We start from the raw sequence: 22,022 nt of genomic DNA on the forward strand, positions 1-22,022 counted from the left end.
TACTACGCCCTCAAGGTGTTACTTTTGCAACAGCCACCTGCAATTATGTTAAGTAATGGCTTATTTCCAAACTTTTAAGTCTGGATGTGCTTCGTTTAAATAATTTAGAAGCCACTCTTTAGCAGATCCACAAGCAATTAAATTTTCGTGGTCATTATAAGCCAGTAAAAAGGAGGTATTTGAATCGGTCAAATAGAACGTAAACCGATAGCATTCTGCTAGAACAGGGATAAGGTTACCACCATCATCAAAGAGAAAGCAACCATCGTTTTCATCAGGTTCAAAAAACAGAATCACTTCTTTACCTGATAGTAAGCTATCAAACCATTCCCAAGCGAAAGGATAGGTGACAGATATTGGCCTATTTAAATGCTCCCAGAAAGGATACACATATTCAGAGCCTGAAAACAGTCTTAATACCTGATCCCAAATAGTCAACTTAGACTGAAAGATAACCCTTTCAGATAAGCCTATCTTACTGACAGCATTCTTAACTTCTGAGCTATGTGGTACCACTTAACTGTTGTATAATCTCTTATACGTTAACTATTACCCAATGTAAAAAAAAGGTTTTGTTCTGAATGTTCTGTAATCAATGGTATCAGCGCAAAGACCCCAATTTTTTGCAGCGCCTTTGCGCTGAACCGCATTACTCTACTCGCAAATATTCCCGTAGTTCCTTGGCGTCCTGGGCATTCATGCGGCCGGCCAGGACCAGACGTAGCTGCCGCCGACGTAACGCGCTTTCATAACGGGCTTTCTCCTCATCAGTTTCAGGAATTACGGCCGGTACTTCAATAGGGCGACCGCTTTGGTCAACGGCCACGAAGGTGTAAAAGGCGCTGTTGGTACTCACCCGAACGCCCGCCGGAATGTCTTCCGCCCAGACTTCGATGAATACTTCCATCGACGAACTAAACGCCCGGGTAACCTGCGCTTTCATCGTAACGATGTTGCCGAGCTTAATCGGTTCGGCGAAGGATACGTTGTCGACCGAGGCCGTGACGACAATACGGTTTGAGTGTTTCTGAGCGGCAATGGCAGCCGCAATGTCCATGAAGTGTAGCAGGCGCCCGCCCATCAGGTTGTTGAGCGTGTTGGTATCGTTGGGCAGGACCATTTCGGTCATGACCGTCATCGATTCGCGGGCGTATTTTGGTTGAGGCATGTAAAAAACAGATTGTACGTTGATCGCAAAGGTACGATTCTGATCCGTAGGAAGTGTTTGGGAACTTGTTTGAACGCTTCAAACTCTATCCCCAACCCCCTGGAGGGGGTTTAGCTCCGCTATTCCCAGAATCTTGACCTAAGAAGCGCCAAGCCCCCTCCAGGGGGTTGGGGGTAGAAAAAAGCCCCGCTGCTGACAACGGGGCTTCTATCAGAAATCGTTGATGCACTACGGCAGTACCTCGAACGCCAGAAACTGCGTGATCTGCGCGGCTCCGAAGTTATCGTCGGATACCATAACCAGCGAGTAGTTGACATTTGGCAGTTTTAGTACCAACGTCATGACTTCGAGGTTGTCGATGTGCGGAACACCACTCGACGCTACGTCGTACAGCAGTGTTTTTGTAACGGGCTGGCTCGTCTGGCAGTCGTATTTGATGATCCGGATGGGTGAACCCGCTACGTTGAAAGCCGCCCGGGGACCATCTTCGTACATGAGTCTATTTTACAAATGGTTTGACTTCAGCTTACTGCTTATATACCTTGCCGTCTTTCATCACGAATCGTACGGCCTGTAACGTTTTGATGTTCTGAACAGGATTCTCGTCCACGGCAATGATGTCGGCCAGCTTGCCGGTTTCAATCGAACCAATCTGTGCATCCATACCCAATAGTCTGGCGTTGTTCAGCAGGGCCGATTTGATGGCTTCGACCGGCGGCATACCGGCCTCAACCATGTACTCAAACTCCTTGGCGTTGTAGCCGTGGATGTAGACACCCGCGTCCGTACCGAACGCGATCTTCACACCGGCTTTGTATGCTTTCCCGAACGTAGCCTGAATCTTGGGGCCGATGGCCAGCGCTTTGGGCGTTACCAGGGCCGGATAGTAGCCGAACATCCGGGCCGAGTCGGCAACGGTCTTGCCCGCGATGATGGTCGGTACGTAGTAGGTGCCGTATTTTTTGAACAGCTCGATGGCTTCGTCGTCCATGTACGTACCGTGCTCGATGGTCTGTACACCCGCGCGGATGGCCCGTTTCATCCCCTCAGCACCGTGGGCGTGGGCCGCTACCACAAACCCGTAGTCCTTGGCGGCATCGACAACGGCTTTCACTTCTTCCGGTGTGAACTGCGGACCGGAGCCGTCTTTGGCGTTGCTCAGCACCCCGCCCGTGGCCGTGATTTTGATCAGGTCGGCTCCTTCCTTGTAGCGTTGCCGAACGGCTTTGCGGGCATCCTCAGGGCTGTTGATAACGCCTTCGGCCGGACCAGGATCGCCCATCAGGTCGCGCCGGTAGCCGTTGGTTGGGTCGGCGTGGCCGCCCGTGGTAGCGATAGACTTTCCGACGGTGAAAATACGCGGCCCCTCGACCAGTCCGCGGTTCACGGCATTCCGCAGAGCGATGTTGATGCCTGAACCGCCGAGATCCCGAACGGTCGTGAAGCCGGCCAGCAGGGTTGTTTTGGCATAGCTGGCGGCCTGGAACGCTACATCCGGCACGTTCTGCGTAAACGCATCGATCTGGCCACCCCGCCGGGTCTGGGATTCCAGGTGGACGTGCATATCGATCAGGCCGGGCAGAACGGTCTTGTTTTTCAGGTCAACGACTCGATCCTGACCGCTGGGTGATTGGTATCCTTTCTGAACGGCAGTGATCTTGTTACCTTCCACCACAACCGTCATTTGCGGCTGGAGGTCGTTGCCGGTGCCGGTGAAGAGGTTGCCGCAGTGAAGCAGGGTACGCTGTGCAAGCAGGGGAGACGTAGTGAGCAATAAGCTGGTCAGCGCCAGCAGGTTCAGGTACTGTTTTTTCATGAATGTTTCAGTGGGTTGGGTACGAAAAAAGCCGCAACAGTTAGTCGCGGCCCTGAATATAGCTAATTGAACAGTGATGCCACAGATTCATCAGCTTTACACAGATTTTATTTGTGCAAAGCTGTCGGTCCGTCGATGCGGGTTTCTGCGGCAGTTGAACGTTTATTTCTTCACAATCACCCCGTCGGCGACAAAAGTCAGTGCTTTTTCGGGCTCCGTGATTTTCTCAATTTCTTCTTTTGGCTTACCGGCGTCGTGGGCGTAGTGGCGCAGTTCGTCAACGGGCGTCACGGTGGTCTGGGCGGTGCCTTCTACGACGACTTTCTTGCCTACGATGTCTTTCGGTACGAAGAAGCCGTAATCCTTGAATGTAACGCGCATGGACTGGCCATCACCGGTTTTTACCTTCATCCAGCAGCCTTTCATTTTGCAGACATCTTCAACCACGCCTTCTACCTTAGCGGGCATTTCGGCTTTCGTTCCCATTTTATCCACGAGCTGCGTAGCCTGGATGGCACCTTTTTCGGAAATCTTTTTGCCATGGTAGCTTACTTCGCTCTGCGCCGAAACCGTGAACGATGCGCCGACGAGCAGCCCAATGATCAGTATGTTTTTCATAATGAGATAGTATATGACTGATTGACAGGCAAAGATACGAAGATTGCGGCTTGCCACTTGTACTTTGTTCTGGACGGCTATCAAAAATCTCAATAAAATTCGTCAAAAATTTATAAGCTTGTTCCTTAAGTAGCTACTTCAATTAACGAATCATCTCCGTACTATGACGATGAATAAACAACTTCTGGCGGCTGGGCTTTGCGCCTTATCCGTAGTAGCCTGCCAGCAGAAAGATCAGGACACACCCCGCCGTACTACGTTCTTCGACAAATCGGGCATGGATACCACCGTATTGCCCGGCAATGACTTCTTCAGCTACGCCAACGGCAACTGGGTGAAAAAGACCAAGATTCCCGACGACCAGACCGGCTGGGGGTCGTTCTATTCGCTGTACGACGAAAACCAGTTGAAGACCAAAGCGATTCTGGAAGAAGCCGCCAAAGCTGATGCCAAGCAGGGGAGCGTTGAACAGAAAGTGGGCGATTTTTACGCCAGCGGCATGGATACGGCCACCATCGACAAACTAGGCTACGAGCCGCTCAAAGCTGAACTGGCTAAAATCAACGCACTGACGGATTATAAGCAGGTGCTGGCATACCTCGCAGCCGACGAATCGAACCGTGGGGGAGAATTGTTCGGTTTTTACATCGGGGCCGACGACCGCCAGAGTTCCATCAACCGGATCAACTTCGGCCAGGCGGGACTATCCTTGCCGGAGAAAGAATACTACACCAAGACCGACGAGCCGACCAAAAAAATACGGGCTGCTTTCGTGGCTTATATCGCCAAGATGTTTACGCTGATCGGGGTCGATTCGACCACGGCGAAAACCAAGGCGCAGGGCATACTGGATTTCGAAACGGCATTGGCCAAGGCGCACAAAGCCCCGGCTGATCTGCGCGACCCCGTGGCCAACTACAACAAACTGGCCGTAGCCGATCTGACCCGGCAGATGCCGAATCTGAACTGGCGGCAGTTTATGGACAACATGGATCTGAAGCGAATCGATACGGTGCTGGTTGGGCAGCCGGGCTATTACCAGGCACTGGATAAGCAACTGCCAGCCACACCCATCAGCGTACTGAAAGACCGGCTCGTATTCGACCTGCTCGACCGCAACGCAGGGCTTCTGAGTAAACCGTTCGAAGAGGCCAGCTTTGCCTTCAACGGCAAAACGCTGTATGGCCAGCCCCAGCAACCCGAACGCTGGAAACGCATTGCCAATCAGGTAGATGGCTCGCTGGGCGAGGCCCTGGGTGAACTGTGGGTGAAAAAGTATTTTCCACCCGATGCGAAGGAACGGATGCTGACGCTGGTGAACAACCTCCAGAAAGTGTACCGCGAACGTATCGAAAAGCTCGACTGGATGTCGCCGGAAACCAAAAAAGTCGCGTTGATAAAACTGGATCGGTTTACAAAGAAAATCGGCTACCCTGATAAGTGGAAGGATTACTCGGACGTTGAGGTGAAACGTACCGACTATTTCGGCAACGTACAGAGCGCCCGCAAGCATCACTACAAGGAAGAATTCGCCAAAATTAACCAGCCCGTCGACCGGTCGGAGTGGGGAATGACGCCCCCGACCGTAAACGCCTATGCCAACCCTACCAACAACGAGATCGTGTTCCCGGCCGGAATCCTGCAATTCCCGTTCTTCGATAAGGACGCCGACGACGCTATCAATTACGGGGGCATCGGTATGGTGATCGGCCACGAGATGACTCACCTGTTCGATGATCAGGGCCGCCAGTACGACCCCAACGGCAACCTCCGCGATTGGTGGACGAAGCAGGACGCTGAGCGATTCAAAGCTAAAGTAAAGCCCGTAGTTGACCAGTACGGCAACTACACCGTGTTGAACAACCTGCGGCTGAACGGCCAACTGACCCTGGGTGAAAACCTGGCCGACCTCGGCGGCTTGACGCTGGCTTATCAGGCGTTTAAGCTAACGGAGCAAGGTAAGAGCAATGAAAAAATCGACGGATTAACGCCTGATCAGCGGTTCTTCCTGGGCTTTGCGCAGGTCTGGCGCATCAAGATTCGCGACGAAACCCAGCGCGTGCTGGTGTCGGTCGATCCGCATTCACCGGCCAAGTTCCGCGTTAATGGCCCACTTACGAATTTCGAGCCGTTCTATAAGGCGTTTAATGTACAGCCCGGCCAGAAGCTGTACAAGCCTGAAGTCGCCCAGGCGAAGGTTTGGTAGTTCTCTCACGGCAGCGGTTCCTGCGGGGACCGCTGCCGTGAGGGCTACGTCCAGTACAGAATCGGTGCGTTTGGAAAACGCTTCTGCCACTCGGTATAGAAAAACGTTTTCAGTTCTTTCATGTCGTCCGGCCGGTAAACGTACTTCGTGCCGCCGAACTTGTTGCGCTTTTCGGCGCGGGTAGCCTCCTCCATGTCGAGGGTCGTGTTGGGATACCACTGCAACAGCACATCCTTTGAGCCGGGCGTGAAGCGGTGGCTGATCAACTCGACGTTCATGTCCAGCGGTCCGGCGGTTCGGCTAAAATCAAGCACCTCGGCGATGCGGTCGAGGAGGGCGGTGTAATGCTCCCGCCAGTCCGGAATCGGCATGATTGGCGCGATAACCAAACCAATCGGGTAGCCGCCACCCCCCAACTCCTTCGGTAAGGCCAGCTTACGAATCGCCTGGAGCCGGGCCTCAACCGAGGCCGTACCACCCTCCAGCCGTCGGGCAACCGTATCAGCGTTGAGGCTGACGCGGGCGCGGGTCTGGCCATTATGGGGCAGATCGAGCAGACTGTCCACCTGGTCGTATTTCGTCACAAAACGCAACTGCCCTTTCGCCCGCGTACCATAGTATTTGATACATTCAGCCAGGCTACCGGTCAGGTGTTCAATGCCCAGTACGTCGGTATAGCAGCTTACCTCAAACGTAGTCGGGCGATCAGCGTCTGTGCCCTGCCAACTGCGGTTTGGTGGGTACGTACCTTCATAGGCAGCCGTACTTTCCAGCATTTTGGGCAGATTGGCGTAGACACGCACAACCGGTGGGCCGGCCAGACTACCAGCCAGATAACAGTACTGACAGTGGGCGGGACAACCTTCAGCCAGGTTCATCTGCCAGTCGGCCGAGGGCGGAATGGGTTGCAGGCGGAAGGCACTCTTCGGGGCGTTAACAACCGCCAGCGTGTTCTTGGCAATACGGTACGTTTCGCGGTCGTCGGCTCCGCGCAGGCCGGTGATGCGGTTGTTCTTCATGACCTCGATCGGCAAGTTCAGGGCCGTAACGCGCTCGTAAATCTGCTGACCAAATGGCTCGTCGAGCGCATCAGGGGTGAACACAACGCGCTTCGGCATCCAGATGCGGGCTGAGCGCGTATCCGCAGTACGTACAGGGGTATTTTGTTGAGGAGATAAAGGCGTAGAAGCCGCGGGTGTATGTTCCAATACCATGTCGACGTTGAGGGGCAAACCCGTCAAATCATCACGAACCTTTCGCTGTGGGCTGCCAGATAAATAACACGAATAGCGGCCGTATAAATCCCATAATCTGGTTTAAGTTGTATATGTAAGCTATTGATTTTTAGTGTTTTGTGAAATATTTTGGTCATTATAGCAGTACGCTGTGCTGACGAAATCATATTCAGTGTTTCATCACAATGGAAACGCCCAACATATTGTTATGCGTTGGGCGTTTCCATTGTGATGGAAGAATCACTCGTTCGCCCGTCAGTTCAAGGAAATGAGATTGTAGAAACGACTAAAAAGGGCTTAATAAAGCCAGTTGCTGGTGAAAGATCGGCCATTTTGTTCGTATTATGGAGAGCGCTGTGTTCTTGCTTGCCCTACTCCGCTTGAGCTGGCTCCGGCAGGTCGCTATCCGTGAATCAATGCGTCAATCAGACCGGCGACCTGTTGGTATCTCCAGTGAACGATTGGGTAATAGTTAGACGCTGTTAATGGTTTCAGATTAGTCCGGCCGTAGCACCCGACATGGTGGCTATGTAATACGTTGCCCCATAAACGCCCAATAAAACCAGAAAGTTGTTTTCGGCGGCTGCTTTGTAACTGATGTCGTACTTGTAATTGAACTGTCGACAGTTGAACGTGGGGTCGTACTGAATTATCAATTCACCATCCTGATTTTCCAATACGTACTTGCCCTGAAAAAGCGGTGCTTTTAATACATATTCCTGCGTTTGCCGAACCATCAATACAACTTGCCCTAACCAGTTCATGGTTAAACTGGCAAGCTCGGCCCCGTCTTTTGTCACAGCCATGCGTGTGCTAAAAATACCTATGGGCCGAATTGCGTATGATTCGCCATTTGCTAGCCTAATTTCGGCTTTGAACGAAAATAAATTTTGATAGATTAGTTCGCCCAACAATTGTCCATTCTGGGTTAATTGAAACGTCTTTGTGTCTGTCGATTGCGCTTGCATGCTTTTTTGAGTTAAGTCCTTAATACAAAATAAAAGAAGGCAGTCCCTTGCCAGGATAACCACTAAGAAGTAAATCGATGTCTTTTGCCGTTTATTTGTCTTACGTGGTCTACTTGCAACGTAAACGTCAGTCAGCCTGTAATTTTCTCCGAAGCTTTTCCAGGTCCTGTTTTCTGGCTTTGTATTGCCTGTGCTCCCAACCGGTGGTATAATAACCCACCACAAAAAACACAAGTAGGGCCAGCGTTGGCCAAACGGATTGTCCATCTGTCCAGACACCCAGCACACTCAGCACACTGATGGGGAGCATGTTCCACCGCATGAGGAGAGAGAGACGAACCTGATAGGTAGCAATGGCAAGGGCATAATCCAATTCACCAAGCAGGGTGCGATCTGTTTTTTTTCAGTCTGTAATCGACGTATCCGACTGACCATACTATAAAGGCCCGTAACCAGCATCCAGCCCGCCATTAGGTAGATAAATACATTCGCTGACCGGTTGATCACATTAAGGCCCAGCACGAAAAGCCCACCTCCGGCGTAAGCAATCAGTAAGAGCAGTTCTGTCATGTTGGTAATCTTGCGTACCTGACTTTTTTGGGCCAGAATATGCTCGGTCAACGCCTGTTCGTTGATCGACCAGAGTGGCTTTCTGGTCTGGGAATCCCAGATTTTTTGCAATTCGTCAAATTCCATGATAGTGCTGCTGTTTGGATTTTGAAACAAGCTGGCTTTTGATCCGATTAATTTTTACGCCCAGATGTGATTCTGAAATACCCAAAATGCTGGCCATTTCTTTGTAGCTGAACCCATCCAGCAGCAGTAGGCAAAGAGAACGATCTATTTCATCGAGTTTATAAATTTCCTCGTACAGCCAGGTGAGTCGTTCATCGGGCTGATCGTCAGGTTCCGATAAAATAGACGGCAGTTGGTCGAGTGGTTGGTTTGCCTGCGTATGTTTGCGCTCTTTATTGACCCATTTAATAGCCGTATTCAGGGCAATACGATAAATCCAGGTCATCGGGGATGCCTGGCCCCTGAAACCCGGAACAGAGCGCCAGATCTGAATGATAACTTCCTGAAAAAGATCATCCTGATCCATAGCCGTCCAGGCATACGATCGTACGACTTTAAAAAGCAGTGCTTTATACCGAACGAGCCACTCGTTGAAGGTATGGTTCTGCTCCTGCTCACTCATATTACCCGTAGTTTACGCAATTAGTACCCGGCGAGCAGTGAAATATTACAAGGAGTAAAAAGAAAATCTATTGGTGACTATTTTCCTCCTTTGAACGGCCCAATGCGCTCCCTATTACTTTAGCAGTCCGGCAGGCCATCTCGCTCAAACCCGGCCGGCCATAGAGGCCTGTTTGTTGGATCCCCGAACGGCTAACGGCTGTAGTCTGACTGAGGAACCAATTTCATTTTTTGATCATTTTGAGGAAGTTTGTGTGCGCTCGTTACCAACGAAATGACCACCATTACGGATCCCAAGCAGATGGCGGCTTCGGCCTTTAGATTTACCTCGTTGCACGTTTCCAAGATTATACGTGTAGCTTAACCCCACTCACAACCTGTGAGAACCAACTCCGGCAGGATTACCTTAAGGCTTCGGCAAGGAAAGACCTATGGACGGATTCAGGGACCTGCCGGATTACTTTAGACATTCGCTTCAAATAGAAATGCGGGCTTACGACCCATAAGAAAGGTATTGAGGGGTCTAAACGTTGGTCAATCCTTATTTTTTTACCCTGTAAACTTATGCAGCAATTTGACTACTTCATTGGCGTAGATGTATCCAAAGCCACTCTGGATTTTGCGGTTGCTAAAGCCAACCAAATCTTGTTTCATCAGCAAGTAACTAATGACAAAAGAGGCATCACTCAGTTTCTCAAAGAGTTGCGCCAGCTCACAAAAGCCAGTCTAAAACAATGCTTATTCTGTGTGGAGTTTACCGGAATCTACAATAACCCATTACTTAACGTACTCCACCGACAGGGTGCCCCTATCTGGGTGGAACGAGCCGCTCATATTCAAGAGAGTATGGGACTGACACGGGGTAAAACCGATCAAGTAGATGCCAAACGCATTGCCCTATTTGCTTACAAGAACCGCGATGAAGCTCGCCTGTGGACACCTCCCAGAGCCATCATCGCTCAACTGGACCGTCTAACTGCACAGCGTGCCCGCCTGGTTAAGGTGATTAAAATGCTGCAAACTCCACTGACTGACACGGAGGGCTTTGTTGGAAAAACAGAACGTAAGGCTGATCAACAGGCGTGTGCCGCTTCTCTCAAATCGCTCAAAGCCGACCTACAGTCAATTGATCAGGCAATTGCAAAACTGGCTCAACGAGATCCTGAACTAAAACGACTTTTTGAGCGAGTCACTTCCGTAGTGGGCATCAGCCAAACGACTGCTGCTGAGATCATCGTAGCGACTAACGAATTCACGACCATTTCAGACCCCAAGAAATTCGCTTGTTATGCTGGCGTGGTGCCCTTTGAACGGAGTTCTGGCCAACGAAGAGGAAAACCCCAGGTTAGTCATATGGTCAACAAGAAAGTCAAATCGTTACTTCATTTAGGAGCCATGTCGGCCATTCAGCATTGTCCTCAATTGAAACTATATTACAAACGCAAGGTGGCCGAAGGAAAGAACAAAATGTTAGTTCTCAACAACGTTCGCAACAAGATGGTCCACCGGATTTTTGCTTGTGTTCGTCAAGATCGAAATTATGACGAAAACTTTTCGCACTCCTTTGTTTAAGTCATAGAAATCCGTCCGACTGCCTTGTAGGTGTAGCTGTCTTTGTATATAGCTCAGGGACCAGTATACGAGCCGGTCCGCCGGGCGGTAAAACCCGAGTAAGTCATCAAGCGGCAGCGGCCGTCCGTCAGGAAACGCTTAAAGGCTTTATTTCATTTAGGAGCGATGTCCTGCATCCGAAAGGAAGGCGAGCTGCAAAAGTATTACCAACGAAAAATAGGCGAAGGCAAGATCGGATCGCCGAAGCGACAAGATGCTGCCGGGCCGCCGGGCGGTATTAAATGCTATTCGGAACAATCGGACCGCCGAAGCGGCTCATCCACCGAGTGTATGCGGTAGTTCGCCGGAAAGAGAAACATAACGAAAAGTATATCTCACCCCTTGCTTAGGTCATAGAAATCGGTGCGATTACTGAACTGTCTCTTCTTACTTAAAAACCATTGCTCAGACACTTTTAACACCCAAGTGGATGCGTGTCGAGTAATCTGGCGCATTTACCCAAAATGTGTTATACTACCTCAACAATCTGATTCTGGATGTAAAACAAGTTAGTCAATGAACAAGCTCCTAGTTACGCTGCTTCTTTTGCTGACCGTTCGCCTGGCCTACGCTCAGAAAATTGTCAATAACTATGACGAGGCCAACGTAGGTACATTTGCCCTGCCCGATCCGCTGGCTTTGCCGGGTGGTGGCCGAATCACTACCGCCAAACAGTGGGAAATGCAACGGGCCAGCTGGTTAAGGACATTTCAGGAAACGATGTATGGCTATACGCCCGACAAAAAATTAACCCTACGATTTCAGGTCGTTGAGACGAAGCATGATGCACTGAACGGGCAAGCCATTCGCAAGCGGATCAATATCTACGTGACCGAGTATCCGACTCTGTTACCCATCGAACTGGTTCTATACGTACCCAAGGCGGCCAAAAAACCGGTTCCTGTTTTTGTCTCCCTGAATTTTGTGGGCAATCACGGCATTACGGCTGAAAAAGACATTCCCCTGTCGGAGCGGTGGATGCGAAATAGCCCGGATACAATGAGTACCCCTGCCGTCGTGAAAAACAAAGCCAACGAGTGGGCAAGGGGTGTACAAACCCGCCGTTGGCCGCTGGAAGCTATTTTGGAGAGGGGGTACGCTGTCGCCACGGCCTATTACGGCGATATCGAACCCGACCACCGGGACGGGTGGAAGATAGGCATCCGGTCTATGCTGGGCGACACGGCCAAAGCGAACAACTGGGGGGCTATTGGGGCCTGGGCTTGGGGCCTGAGCCGGATGCTCGATTATCTGGAAACCGACAAGCTGGTCGATGCGAAGAAAGCGATTTCGCTGGGCCATTCCCGATTGGGCAAAGCCGCTTTATGGGCGGGTGTTCAGGATACCCGGTTCGCCATGACCATTTCCAACGATTCCGGTGAAGGCGGGGCAACCCTGACCCGTCGCAACTTCGGGGAGAACGTGTTTGACATCCATAAGAACAATTCGTTTTGGTACTGCAAAAACTACTTTACGTATCTGGGGCATCCCAATGATTTACCTATGGATCAGCATATTTTGCTGGCATTAGTTGCGCCCCGGCCTTTGTACATCGCCAGTGCTTCCCAGGATTTGTTTGCCGACCCGAAAGGGGAGTTTTTGAGTGCTCTGAACGCCGAACCGGTCTATAAACTGTATGGGAAAGCGGGCCTGGGCACTACGGTTTGGCCCAGGCCCGGCATGGCGATAGGCAACACGATCGGCTATCACCTCCGTGACGGCATACACGACATCCTACTTTACGACTGGGAGCGTTTCATGAACTTTGCCGATAAGAACTTGTAAAACCCTATGCTCGTGTCTCTGCGTCTGACACTTTTGGTTGATTTTACATGTGCTGACCGCCCTACGTGCGGCCCACGGCCAGAACCCGGCTGGCGCGCCCAAAGCAGAGCCGAAAAAGGGTGTGTATGTCAACATGCACTACAACCAGCCGCTCCGACCGCAGGTGCATTACCCCACCCTCCGGGCAAATCGCCGACCCCACCGGCCTGATTCGCTACAAGGGCAAGTACCACCTGTTTTATATGTTCGACGAATGGTCTCGTCCCTGTAGGAACAATAAAAACTGGGGCCAATCCATCAGCGACGACGGCATTAACTGGGAACAGCTCCCCCACATTACCAACCCGGTCATCGACAACCCACCCAGCAGTGTCAACCTCCTATCAGGATTAATTTTGAGTATCAATCATCGAGTCCAAAACTGACAACCTTTTTTCAGGATCGGACAAACGGTCAACGCTTTTCAGGACGGGTCATCCCAAAGTGGCTGGTTTGTAAACAAGTGATTCTCCAAGCAGAATGTATTGCCGAAAAGTAGACTTAACTCTACTCGTTGAAATGTAGAGATGGTCAGGCTTAATACCCTATCGGTTAGATATTTACATCCGACCGCACTATAGGCTCATATGCATTCGGATTTACCGAATATCATCGTACCATCGTTTCAGCTTATCCGGCGGGTAACCGATGCCCCATAGAAACCCAATCGCCAGGAAAATACCGTTCGCTTTCCAGAACCCCCATTTAGCCACGCGCCGATCCGACGATTCCACGACGCGGTTTACCTGCCGGATGCGACCAAAGCGTACCAGTTTCAGCAGCAGGTCGGCTTCTTCCATGATCGGCATATTATCGGTATAGCCACCCACGGCCAAAAACTGCTCCCGTCGGCAGAAAATCACCTGATCACCAAACAGGAGCCGGGCACCTTTGAAAAAGAACAGATGCGGCCGGAACAGCATGGGGGCATAGTAGGTCTTGATGTAATTGTGAAACGACGTCAGCCAGCGCGTTTTAGTTGGTCCGCGCATAACCGAAATAAAACCACCGGCGGCAATCCTGGGGTCGTTGAGGGTCCGTTTGATCACTGAAAGTGCGTCGTCGGGTAGGGACGTATCGGCGTGCAGGAAACACAGAATGTCGCCCCGGGCTTGTCTGGCGGCATGGTTCATCTGACACGACCGCCCTACCTGTGGGCAGGCCACGACCCGCAGCCGGGGATAGTCCTGCTGAGCGGCTTTCGCCAGCCGAACGGTCTGGTCGGTACTCCCGGCATCAGCCACCAGCACTTCGAGCGGTTCGGGACACAGGCGCCGGAGCAGGCGAAGTGTTCGCGGCAGGTCACGCTCTTCGTTCAGCGTAGGGATGATGATGGAGACGTTGAGCATACAGAGTCCAAACCAATTTAGGGCGGGTCGGTTTACGTATCGATGGATGATACTAGCAGCCGGTCGCTAGTTTAGTCATTCTTTTCGTACAAATTTTCCTCTATACGGTGTTTCGATTCCTTCCGAATGTGCTGCTGAAGCAGCTTTATACGCGCCAAAGCCTGCGTAACACCAGCGTTGGTTTTACCTTCTCGCTCAAGAACCGCCTGGCCGATGCCCGGTTTACGGGCCTGCAACGGGCTCTGATTGACGGACATGAATACCCTGCCGACATCTTTACAATTGAACCTGATGGTGCAGAACCCGTAGCCGTAAGTGCCATTTCAGCTTCACAGCCACTGGACTTTCCGCTTCGGCGGTCGGTGCGGGTGCGGGCAAATGCCGACCACCTGACGCCCGGGCTGCATACACTGGAAATTACGTTGCATACCCAACCGTTCGGTACCATCACGCTGCGGGTCGAGGATGAACTACAAACGGAAGCAGCAACCCAGGGCCGCTCTGCCGGTGTTCCCCGCGACCCGGTCAATGACTACAGTCCCGAAGCGATCGACCAGCGCCGACAGTTTGTAGGCCAGTTTGCAGGGGTTGATCTTCAGCACGTAACTCGTCAGTCGTTCGATCCCGCTCTGGTAACGGGCAATTGCGAACAGTTTATCGGGGTGGCACAGGTGCCGATCGGCGTAGCCGGACCGCTGCGGGTCAACGGGGAACATGCGCAGGGGGAATTCCTGATTCCTATGGCCACCACCGAAGGAACACTGGTGGCCAGCTATAACCGGGGCATGAAGTTGATCAACCTCAGCGGTGGCGTTACGTGTACCGTGCAGGACGACGGGATGCAGCGGGCACCGGTGTTCCAGTTTGCAGATGCCCGACAAGCCCGTCAGTTTGTGCAGTGGGTCAACGAGCACCAGCCAGAACTGGCAGCCGAAGCCGAATCGACCTCGCGGTTCGCTAAACTACGGTACATTGATAGCTACCTGAACGGCCGGCTGGCGTTCCTGCGCTTTGGCTATTCGACCGGCGACGCGGCCGGGCAGAATATGGTCAGTAAGGCGACGCTGGCGGCCTGTAATTACATCCTGCAGCAGGTTGAGGGTATTGACCATTTTTTTCTGGAATCGAACCTGGCAACGGACAAGAAGCCGTCGCAGGTAAACGTACTGAGGAGCCGGGGCAAACGCGTAACGGCAGAGGTGCGCATTCCCCGCGATCTGCTGATCCGGGAGCTACAAGTCGAACCTGAGCAGCTCCACCGACACGCCCGCATCGGCGACGTAGGGGCGCGGCTGGCGGGGACCAACAACAACGGCCTGCATTCAGTCAACGGTTTAGCGGCTCTGTTTATCGCGACGGGGCAGGATGTGGCCTGCCTGGCCGAATCTTCGGCGGCCATTACGTATTCGGAGATTACGCCCGAAGGTGATCTGTACGGTTCGGTTACGTTGCCGTCGCTGGTTATCGGCACGGTGGGGGGCGGCACCGCCCTACCAACGCAGCGGGAATGTCTGGAGCTGATGGGTTGCTTCGGTCCCGGCCAGGTGAACAAACTGGCCGAAATCATGGCTGGGGTCGTAGCCGCGGGAGAACTGTCGCTCGCTGCGGCTATCTCGTCGCTCGACTGGGTGTCAAGCCACGAAAGCAGCCGATTTGCGGGGAAGTAACGGGTCGATATGGGCTCATGCGCCCGTAGTGAACAAACGAGCTGAAAGTCTCCAATGTGCTTTTTCTGTCATCCCGGCGGCCCGGTCCTGACGTCGGGATGACAGAAATTTGAAACTCAGCCATCATCAGAACCAGCCCGCGCCGGGAATACGGAACGGCCAGGGAATCAGAGCCAGAATAAGCAGCAGCCCGAGACCATACCAGATGGCGACAAACCGCTGCTTGGTAGTGGGGTCGGTGGCGCGTTTCGACCGCGAGTAGCCGACCGTGATGAGGGCGATGGCCACCAGCATACCCGTGATGTGCTCAACGGTGTAGAAGCGGTATACCTTATCGCTCAGCAACGCACCGTCGAACTGCACTTTAGGACTGACGAAATACAGAATCAGCCCCAGCACCAGTTGAATATGGACGGAAATAAGGGTAAACAGGTATAGCTTACGGTTACCGTCCGTGTAGCCGGAGCGACCCTGCCAGCGTTGAAACGCGACCACAACGGCTGCAAGTAATAAAATAAGGGCTATCCAGCGAAGCCCCGAGTGAGCATGAACAAGTCCAGGATACATAATCTGAAGAAGTAGGTAAACGTTTACCAGGCAAAGAAAAAGACAAAATGTCAACTTTCGGTTGAAAAGAGTTGTTCGTGCTCTATGATTCTTTACAATGTTACCGTCAACATCGATGCAACCCTGGAGCAGGACTGGCTCCGGTGGATGAAAGCTGAACACATTCCCGCCGTCATGGCTACGGGGTTACCCGTCAGCAGCAAGGTGCTCCGATTACTTACCGAACTCGATAACGGCGGGGTGACCTATACCGTCCAGTATTTCTTCAATACGCTGGAGGACTACGAAATCTACCAGAACGATTTTTCTCAGGCCCATCAGCGGCAACACCACGACCGCTACCGGGACCGTTACGTATCGTTCCGGACATTACTGGAAGATGCCTGATCTTTCTGGCTTGGGCGAGACAAACTGATTATTTTTAATGTTTGCCACTATTTGAGGAAAATATTGAAGAATAATCAGAAATTGCCTGAGTGAAAGCAACTTCGGAGCAACTACAGCATTGGCTCGACCGCATTGCCCGGCACGATGATCGCCGGGCATTTCGGATGCTGTTTGACGTGTTCTATCCGCAGTTGCTCCGGTTGGCTGTATACTACCTCAAAGTGCGCGAAACGGCTGAAGAGATCGTGCAGGATGTATTCGTTAAAATCTGGCAAATTCGGCAGACGTTACCTGCGGTCGGTAATTTTCGCTCCTATCTCTTCTCCACTACCCGTAACCATTGCCTGAATCAGTTGCAGAAAAAAGGCAGCCCGGTCCTGATGAGTTTCCACGACGTACCGATTGATGGCCTGGCCGGTCCCGATCAAACCCCCGACGAAGCCGTCGAATTTCAGGAAACCCAGTCGAAAGTACAGACGGCGATCAACAACCTTCCTCCGCAGTGCCGTCTTGTTTTTCAATTTGTAAAGGAGCAAGGTCTGTCATACAAAGAAACGGCCGAACTGCTGCAAATCTCCCCCCGAACGGTAGAAACTCAGATCGGTATTGCCCTCAAAAAACTGGCTGCTGCTCTGGGTGACTCTCATTGATTAATGCCTGACGGGTTCTTGCCTTAAAATTTTCAAAATTTTTCTTGAATCGTTTACGGGTTGTTGAGGCCAAACACTGTCTTAGCAGATGAAACCATGTGAACGATGAACGAATCGATTGATTGGGAACTACTCGGCAGGATTTTCGCGAACGAAGCGACCGAAGATGAACGGCGGGCGTTCAACGAGTGGCTGAAGGCTAACCCCGAATCGCAGCCGCTGGTCGATGCGCTACGGCAACACTGGCAGGCTTCGCCCCCCACGGAATCATCGCTGGCAACGTCGGTGGCGTTCAACCAGGTCTGGGGCCGTATTGAAGCCGAAGAGGAGACAGGTACGGCTGTCCGCCGGATTGGGCAGCGTTCGTGGCTGGGTTGGGTCGCGGCTGCATCCGTTGTACTCGTCGGGCTGGTCATCGGCTGGAACGTCTACCAGAGCCGAAGTGTTGAGCCGACGCTGGTACAGCAGGCTAACCCCAAAGGTACCCGCTCGAAAATTCACCTGGCCGACGGCAGTACCGTATGGCTCAACGCCGACAGTCGGCTGAACTATCCAAAGACGTTTACGGGCGCATTGCGTGAGGTATCGCTGGAGGGAGAAGCTTTCTTTCAGGTGGCGCATAATCCGAAACAGCCGTTTGTGGTGCGGCTGAAAACCGGGTCGGTACGCGTACTGGGAACGTCGTTCAACATCCGGGCGTATCCGGGCGACAGTATCGTTGAAACGTCGGTCGTAACGGGTAAGGTGGCGTTTATTCCGAAGCAGCCGGCCAGAAAACGCGCCGACTTGCGGGCTGAACAGACGATACAGCCCGTATCTGATACGTTGTTCCTGACGCCGAACCTGAAAGCTGTTCAGTCGCTGACATCGCGACAAGTTATGACGCAGTCGACGGTGGCGGCTAACCAGATCGCCTGGACAGAGTCCAAGCTTGTCTTCCGCAATACTCCACTGGGCGAAGTGGCCAAAACACTGGAGCGCTGGTACGGCACACCGGTTTCCCTCGAACATGAATCGCTCCGCCAATGCCCGCTGACGGGTACGTTTCAGAACCAGAGCCTGAAAGAGGTCATGAATCTGATTGCCATGACCAAGCGGTTCGATTACGAACTGACTGAATCCCGGCTTACCATCAAGGGACCGGGCTGCGAATAGAATAAATCCCAACCGAGTTTAACCCTACTATCTATGAATCGAATCACTACTGGTTGGCTGTTGGTCGGCATGCTAAGTAGCGGCCCCTTTCTTGGGGCGCAGGATGTAGCCAGTACTATTAAAGTGCTCCCGGCCGGGCGGCTGGGCGACAATACGTTCGTTACGTTGTCGGCAGAGGGACGAACGCTGGACTCTATCCTGCGCGATATTGAGCAGCAAACCGCCCATACGTTTGTGTACAGCGACGACCGGTTCCGGCACCTGAAACCGTCGGTGCAGGTCGTTCGTCAGCCGCTGATGCAGGTACTGGCCGAGTTGTTTACGCCCCTTCAGGTAACGTACCGGATTGTTGGTAAACAGATTATTTTATCGAACCAGGACCGCGTACTGACCGGCCAGGTGGTTGATAGCGAGAGTGGCGAAACGTTGCCGGGCGTTAACATCACCGTCAAAGGAACCAACCGCGGGGTGTCGTCCGATGCGCAGGGAAACTACCGCATTACGTTGCCTAACGGGAGTACTACGTTGGTTTTCAGTTACGTGGGGTACGTATCGCAGGAGGTGACCGTCGGCAATGAAAACACCCTCACCATCAAACTGGTGGCCGACGTGCGGGGGCTGGATGAGGTGCAGATAGTGGCCTTTGGCGAACAGCGGAAACGCGACCTGACCGGCTCAATCGCTTCCATCAAATCCGATGCAATCCGGACCAATACGGCCGCCAGTCCCGATGTAGCCCTCCAGGGTCGGGCAGCGGGTGTGCAGATTACGCAGGCCGGTGGGACGCCGGGTGGGGCCGTGCGGATCAACGTGCGGGGCGTCGCGTCCATTAATTCCAATTCCCAGCCGTTGATTGTGATTGATGGCGTACCGGTGCTGACGTCGGCGTATGGTGCGGGCGGAATCGCCATGAATCCGCTGGCCGAAATCAATCCGAACGATATTGAGAGCCTGGAAGTGCTCAAAGATGCGTCGGCGTCGGTGCTATACGGGTCGCGGGCGGCCAACGGCGTTATTCTGATTACGACCAAAAAGGGTAAAAGCGGTAAACCGAGCTTCGACGTAAGCTATGAGGAAGGCGTTACGAGCGCGACCAATCGGGTCAAGTTTTTGACTAATCCGTCTGATTACTTCGCCGTGCTGAAGCGGGCTGCGGCTCAGAACCGGCTGGCGGGATTGGCACCAGTGCCTTCAAATCTGGTAAACCTACTGCCCACAGGGATTCTAAGTGGCTCGGATGCAAACATTAATAGTCGGTTTTTAGCGGATTCAGCAACGCTTTATAACACATCTACCGACTGGCTTTCGGAAACGCTTCGGCAAGGGTCGTACCGGGTGGCCAATCTGGGAATCAGTGCGGGAACGAACAAGCTATCGGTTTACGCCAGCGGGTCGTACCGGCGGGACAACGGCATCGTTATTGGGCAGTCGCTCGAACGGCTGAGTGGTCGGGTTAATCTGACGTACCGGCCGATCCGACAGGTGCAGATCGGCGTCAATGGGTCAATCAATGGACTGGAAACGCAAACCATTCCGCTGGGTAACTCATTTCGGTATGCCCTGACGACGGCCCTGCCCGTTTATCCGGTACAACTGGCCGACGGTACGTATTTCAACGGCATTAACTACGGTAGTAATCAGATCAACATCGGGTCGAATCCCGTGTTTTACCGGAATAATTACAGCAACGTTGTCAACACGACCCGCAGCATCAATACGGCCTTCCTGCAAGTGGAGCCGCTGCCGGGGCTGGTGTTACGTACCGAGTGGGGATACGACTTCCAGAAAAGCACCAACGATGTGCTGCAAACACCGGCGGTATTTCCGGCGGGGGTTAATGGCCAGGAGCGAAACGGAAACGGCAGGGCCGAAAACCGGGATGCTACCAACAACACCTGGAACACGAACAATACGCTGACCTACACCCGGAAACTGTTCCGGTACCACAGCCTGAAGATTCTCCTTGGCAACAGCGTGCAGAGCCAGAGCGGTAAGTCCAATACGTTCATTACCGAAAACGTGCCCGAAGGCGCACGGGGCGGCAGCGATACGGCGCGGGTTGTCCAGACCGACGATAGCCCGGCGTTTCGGTTTGTATCATTCTTTGGGCGATTGAACTACGCCATTCAGGACAAATACCTGTTCGAAGCCAGTTTTCGGACCGATGGCTCGTCGCGGTTCGGTCCGGGTCGGCGGTTTGCGTCATTCCCGGGCGTATCTGTGGGGTGGGTGCTGAGCGATGAACCGTTCCTGCGCGACCGCCTGAAAGCCGTTTCGCTGCTCAAACTCCGGGCGTCGTATGGCTCAACCGGTAATGCTGAAATCGGCAACTTTTCGTGGCAGAAGACCTTCACTTACGTTGGCTACAACGCAGCCATTTACGGTGGCATTCAGGGCGGGCAGTTTACGAATCCGGGCAACCAGGACCTGAGCTGGGAAACTACCCGCCAGTTTAACGCGGGGCTTGACTTTGGGTTGCTGAACAACCGCATCCAGGGTTCGTTCGATTTCTATAACAAAATATCCGACGGCCTGCTGCTGGAATACAGCCTTGGCCCACTCTATGGCACCATTAACAACACCATGACGCTGAACCTGGGCTCGGTACGTAACCGGGGGCTGGAGTTCAGCGTCAGTTCGCAGAACATCGTCCGGCCGCGTTTTCGCTGGACGACCGACTTCAACATCGCCCGCAACAAAAACGAGGTGCTGAGTACGTACACGGCGTCGTTTTTGAACTATCCGTATCAATTCATCAGCGGGCCGAGTATTGCGGCTGTGGGTTATCCGCTGGGGACGTACTACATGCCCACGTTCGCCGGTTTCGATCCGGCAACGGGCAACGAACTGTTTTACGAACGCGACCGGACGGCATTTACCGTTACGGGACAAACCGTACGCACGGGTAATCTGTGGGATGGGACAATTAATAATCAGTCGGCTAACAATCAGTTTATCCAAACCGGCAAAACACCGTATCCTACCTTCTTCGGTGGCCTGACCAACACCTTCACGCTCGGCCAGATTGACCTGAGCTTCCTGCTGTACTACCAATACGGCAACTGGATCTACGACCAGGGTGAACGCTCGCAGAGTTACCCGACAGTCGGGCAGGTGCTGCGGACAGAGGTCCCGGGCATCGGCAACCTGAGCGATGAAGTACGTCGGGCAGAAACAGGTGGTGTTTACCGGCTGCAATGGCAATCGAATGCCCGGGGCTTTGAGTCGACCCGGTTTCTGCACGATGGGTCGTTTGTCCGTCTGAAAAACATCCAGATTGGCTACTCGCTGCCCCGGGAAACGGCCCGGCGTTTTCGGCTGCGGACCGCCCGTATCTACGTAACGGGGCAGAATCTGCTGACGCTTACCCAATTCAAAGGCTGGGACCCGGAGATTTTCCGGAATGCGGGTGTAGGTAATACGCCGGGCGAGCAGGGAACGGCCAACCTCCAGCCGGGGGTGACCAGCAACGATCTGCCGCAGGTTCGGACGGTGAGTATCGGGTTAAATGTGGGATTTTAAAGTACCCCCAACCCGCTACAGGGGGCTTCTGCACCTGCTTCATTGTTGAGCAGAAGCCCCCTGTAGGGGTGTGAGTATAAAA

Annotated in this window: 20 protein-coding genes; 9 read left to right on the forward strand and 11 right to left on the reverse strand. The window is 52.9% G+C overall.

Going from position 1 to position 22,022, the window contains the following annotated elements; genetic code table 11:
- Positions 1-60 precede the first annotated feature (60 nt).
- From BN8_RS32795 to BN8_RS05275, 5 genes are all read right to left on the reverse strand, one after another.
- A complete protein-coding gene (locus tag BN8_RS32795; protein ID WP_144051591.1) occupies positions 61-516 on the reverse strand; it encodes a hypothetical protein in 456 nt (151 codons plus the stop codon).
- Positions 517-649: 133 nt separating this feature from the next.
- The gene (locus BN8_RS05260; RefSeq protein WP_009280777.1) at positions 650-1,168 is read right to left on the reverse strand and encodes an acyl-CoA thioesterase; all 519 of its coding nucleotides are present in this window, start codon (positions 1,166-1,168) and stop codon (positions 650-652) included.
- 228 nt (positions 1,169-1,396) lie between these two features.
- Positions 1,397-1,663, reverse strand: coding sequence for an esterase-like activity of phytase family protein (locus BN8_RS05265; RefSeq protein ID WP_009280778.1), 267 nt, complete (start codon positions 1,661-1,663; stop codon positions 1,397-1,399).
- Between the two features lie 31 nt (positions 1,664-1,694).
- Positions 1,695-2,984, reverse strand: coding sequence for an amidohydrolase family protein (locus tag BN8_RS05270; RefSeq protein ID WP_009280779.1), 1,290 nt, complete (start codon positions 2,982-2,984; stop codon positions 1,695-1,697).
- A gap of 162 nt (positions 2,985-3,146) precedes the next feature.
- On the reverse strand, positions 3,147-3,602 hold the full coding sequence (locus BN8_RS05275; RefSeq protein WP_009280780.1) for a DUF4920 domain-containing protein: 456 nt from the start codon (positions 3,600-3,602) through the stop codon (positions 3,147-3,149).
- 163 nt (positions 3,603-3,765) lie between these two features.
- On the opposite strand from BN8_RS05275, the gene BN8_RS05280 reads away from it, so the two are divergent.
- The gene (locus BN8_RS05280; RefSeq protein WP_009280781.1) at positions 3,766-5,808 is read left to right on the forward strand and encodes a M13 family metallopeptidase; all 2,043 of its coding nucleotides are present in this window, start codon (positions 3,766-3,768) and stop codon (positions 5,806-5,808) included.
- Positions 5,809-5,852: 44 nt separating this feature from the next.
- On the opposite strand, the gene BN8_RS05285 is transcribed toward BN8_RS05280, so the two are convergent.
- From BN8_RS05285 to BN8_RS05300, 4 genes are all read right to left on the reverse strand, one after another.
- Positions 5,853-7,022: a spore photoproduct lyase family protein gene (locus tag BN8_RS05285; RefSeq protein ID WP_009280782.1), complete on the reverse strand. Its 1,170-nt coding sequence runs from the start codon at positions 7,020-7,022 to the stop codon at positions 5,853-5,855.
- Positions 7,023-7,534: 512 nt separating this feature from the next.
- Positions 7,535-7,849, reverse strand: a complete 315-nt coding sequence (locus BN8_RS05290) for a hypothetical protein (protein WP_144051592.1) — start codon at positions 7,847-7,849, stop codon at positions 7,535-7,537.
- A gap of 289 nt (positions 7,850-8,138) precedes the next feature.
- Positions 8,139-8,384 carry a hypothetical protein gene (locus BN8_RS32800; RefSeq protein ID WP_144051593.1) on the reverse strand — a complete coding sequence of 82 codons (246 nt, stop codon included), beginning with the start codon at positions 8,382-8,384 and terminating at the stop codon, positions 8,139-8,141.
- A gap of 312 nt (positions 8,385-8,696) precedes the next feature.
- The gene (locus tag BN8_RS05300; RefSeq protein WP_009280784.1) at positions 8,697-9,209 is read right to left on the reverse strand and encodes an RNA polymerase sigma factor; all 513 of its coding nucleotides are present in this window, start codon (positions 9,207-9,209) and stop codon (positions 8,697-8,699) included.
- A gap of 563 nt (positions 9,210-9,772) precedes the next feature.
- On the opposite strand from BN8_RS05300, the gene BN8_RS05305 reads away from it, so the two are divergent.
- From BN8_RS05305 to BN8_RS32395, 3 genes are all read left to right on the forward strand, one after another.
- Positions 9,773-10,780 carry an IS110 family RNA-guided transposase gene (locus BN8_RS05305; protein ID WP_009280785.1) on the forward strand — a complete coding sequence of 336 codons (1,008 nt, stop codon included), beginning with the start codon at positions 9,773-9,775 and terminating at the stop codon, positions 10,778-10,780.
- Between the two features lie 555 nt (positions 10,781-11,335).
- Positions 11,336-12,604, forward strand: coding sequence for a glucuronyl esterase domain-containing protein (locus BN8_RS05310; RefSeq protein ID WP_009280786.1), 1,269 nt, complete (start codon positions 11,336-11,338; stop codon positions 12,602-12,604).
- Positions 12,605-12,729: 125 nt separating this feature from the next.
- Positions 12,730-13,029 carry a hypothetical protein gene (locus BN8_RS32395; RefSeq protein ID WP_009280787.1) on the forward strand — a complete coding sequence of 100 codons (300 nt, stop codon included), beginning with the start codon at positions 12,730-12,732 and terminating at the stop codon, positions 13,027-13,029.
- 213 nt (positions 13,030-13,242) lie between these two features.
- Here BN8_RS32395 and BN8_RS05315 read toward each other — a convergent pair whose 3' ends face one another.
- Positions 13,243-13,992, reverse strand: coding sequence for a TIGR04283 family arsenosugar biosynthesis glycosyltransferase (locus tag BN8_RS05315; protein ID WP_009280788.1), 750 nt, complete (start codon positions 13,990-13,992; stop codon positions 13,243-13,245).
- A 107-nt stretch (positions 13,993-14,099) separates the two neighbouring features.
- Here BN8_RS05315 and BN8_RS05320 point away from each other — a divergent pair, with 107 nt between their 5' ends.
- Positions 14,100-15,659, forward strand: coding sequence for a hydroxymethylglutaryl-CoA reductase (locus tag BN8_RS05320; RefSeq protein ID WP_009280789.1), 1,560 nt, complete (start codon positions 14,100-14,102; stop codon positions 15,657-15,659).
- Between the two features lie 126 nt (positions 15,660-15,785).
- Here the strand turns inward: BN8_RS05320 and BN8_RS05325 are convergent, their stop codons facing one another.
- Entirely contained in the window at positions 15,786-16,226 is a 441-nt protein-coding gene (locus tag BN8_RS05325) for a hypothetical protein (RefSeq protein WP_009280790.1), read from the reverse strand.
- 84 nt (positions 16,227-16,310) lie between these two features.
- On the opposite strand from BN8_RS05325, the gene BN8_RS05330 reads away from it, so the two are divergent.
- The 4 genes from BN8_RS05330 to BN8_RS05345 all read left to right on the forward strand — a co-directional run bounded on the left by BN8_RS05330 (position 16,311) and on the right by BN8_RS05345 (position 21,940).
- A complete protein-coding gene (locus tag BN8_RS05330) occupies positions 16,311-16,613 on the forward strand; it encodes a DUF4286 family protein (RefSeq protein WP_009280791.1) in 303 nt (100 codons plus the stop codon).
- 89 nt (positions 16,614-16,702) lie between these two features.
- Entirely contained in the window at positions 16,703-17,263 is a 561-nt protein-coding gene (locus BN8_RS05335) for an RNA polymerase sigma-70 factor (RefSeq protein ID WP_009280792.1), read from the forward strand.
- A gap of 105 nt (positions 17,264-17,368) precedes the next feature.
- Positions 17,369-18,418 carry a FecR family protein gene (locus BN8_RS05340; RefSeq protein ID WP_009280793.1) on the forward strand — a complete coding sequence of 350 codons (1,050 nt, stop codon included), beginning with the start codon at positions 17,369-17,371 and terminating at the stop codon, positions 18,416-18,418.
- A 33-nt stretch (positions 18,419-18,451) separates the two neighbouring features.
- Complete coding sequence (locus BN8_RS05345) at positions 18,452-21,940, forward strand: SusC/RagA family TonB-linked outer membrane protein (RefSeq protein ID WP_009280794.1); 3,489 nt, start codon at positions 18,452-18,454, stop codon at positions 21,938-21,940.
- Positions 21,941-22,022: the final 82 nt, after the last annotated feature.

The sequence above is a fragment of the Fibrisoma limi BUZ 3 genome, from assembly GCF_000296815.2.
Lineage (GTDB): Bacteria > Bacteroidota > Bacteroidia > Cytophagales > Spirosomataceae > Fibrisoma > Fibrisoma limi.

Bases quoted from the DNA above. Each gene is read 5' to 3' on its own strand.
- BN8_RS05260 (WP_009280777.1), bottom strand. From the start codon at position 1,168: ATGCCTCAACCAAAATACGCCCGCGAATCGATGACGGTCATGACCGAA.
- BN8_RS05265 (WP_009280778.1), bottom strand. From the start codon at position 1,663: ATGTACGAAGATGGTCCCCGGGCGGCTTTCAACGTAGCGGGTTCACCC.
- BN8_RS05270 (WP_009280779.1), bottom strand. From the start codon at position 2,984: ATGAAAAAACAGTACCTGAACCTGCTGGCGCTGACCAGCTTATTGCTC.
- BN8_RS05275 (WP_009280780.1), bottom strand. From the start codon at position 3,602: ATGAAAAACATACTGATCATTGGGCTGCTCGTCGGCGCATCGTTCACG.
- BN8_RS05280 (WP_009280781.1), top strand. From the start codon at position 3,766: ATGACGATGAATAAACAACTTCTGGCGGCTGGGCTTTGCGCCTTATCC.
- BN8_RS05285 (WP_009280782.1), bottom strand. From the start codon at position 7,022: ATGGTATTGGAACATACACCCGCGGCTTCTACGCCTTTATCTCCTCAA.
- BN8_RS05290 (WP_144051592.1), bottom strand. From the start codon at position 7,849: ATGGCTGTGACAAAAGACGGGGCCGAGCTTGCCAGTTTAACCATGAAC.
- BN8_RS05300 (WP_009280784.1), bottom strand. From the start codon at position 9,209: ATGAGTGAGCAGGAGCAGAACCATACCTTCAACGAGTGGCTCGTTCGG.
- BN8_RS05305 (WP_009280785.1), top strand. From the start codon at position 9,773: ATGCAGCAATTTGACTACTTCATTGGCGTAGATGTATCCAAAGCCACT.
- BN8_RS05310 (WP_009280786.1), top strand. From the start codon at position 11,336: ATGAACAAGCTCCTAGTTACGCTGCTTCTTTTGCTGACCGTTCGCCTG.
- BN8_RS32395 (WP_009280787.1), top strand. From the start codon at position 12,730: ATGTCAACATGCACTACAACCAGCCGCTCCGACCGCAGGTGCATTACC.
- BN8_RS05315 (WP_009280788.1), bottom strand. From the start codon at position 13,992: ATGCTCAACGTCTCCATCATCATCCCTACGCTGAACGAAGAGCGTGAC.
- BN8_RS05325 (WP_009280790.1), bottom strand. From the start codon at position 16,226: ATGTATCCTGGACTTGTTCATGCTCACTCGGGGCTTCGCTGGATAGCC.
- BN8_RS05330 (WP_009280791.1), top strand. From the start codon at position 16,311: ATGATTCTTTACAATGTTACCGTCAACATCGATGCAACCCTGGAGCAG.
- BN8_RS05340 (WP_009280793.1), top strand. From the start codon at position 17,369: ATGAACGAATCGATTGATTGGGAACTACTCGGCAGGATTTTCGCGAAC.
- BN8_RS05345 (WP_009280794.1), top strand. From the start codon at position 18,452: ATGAATCGAATCACTACTGGTTGGCTGTTGGTCGGCATGCTAAGTAGC.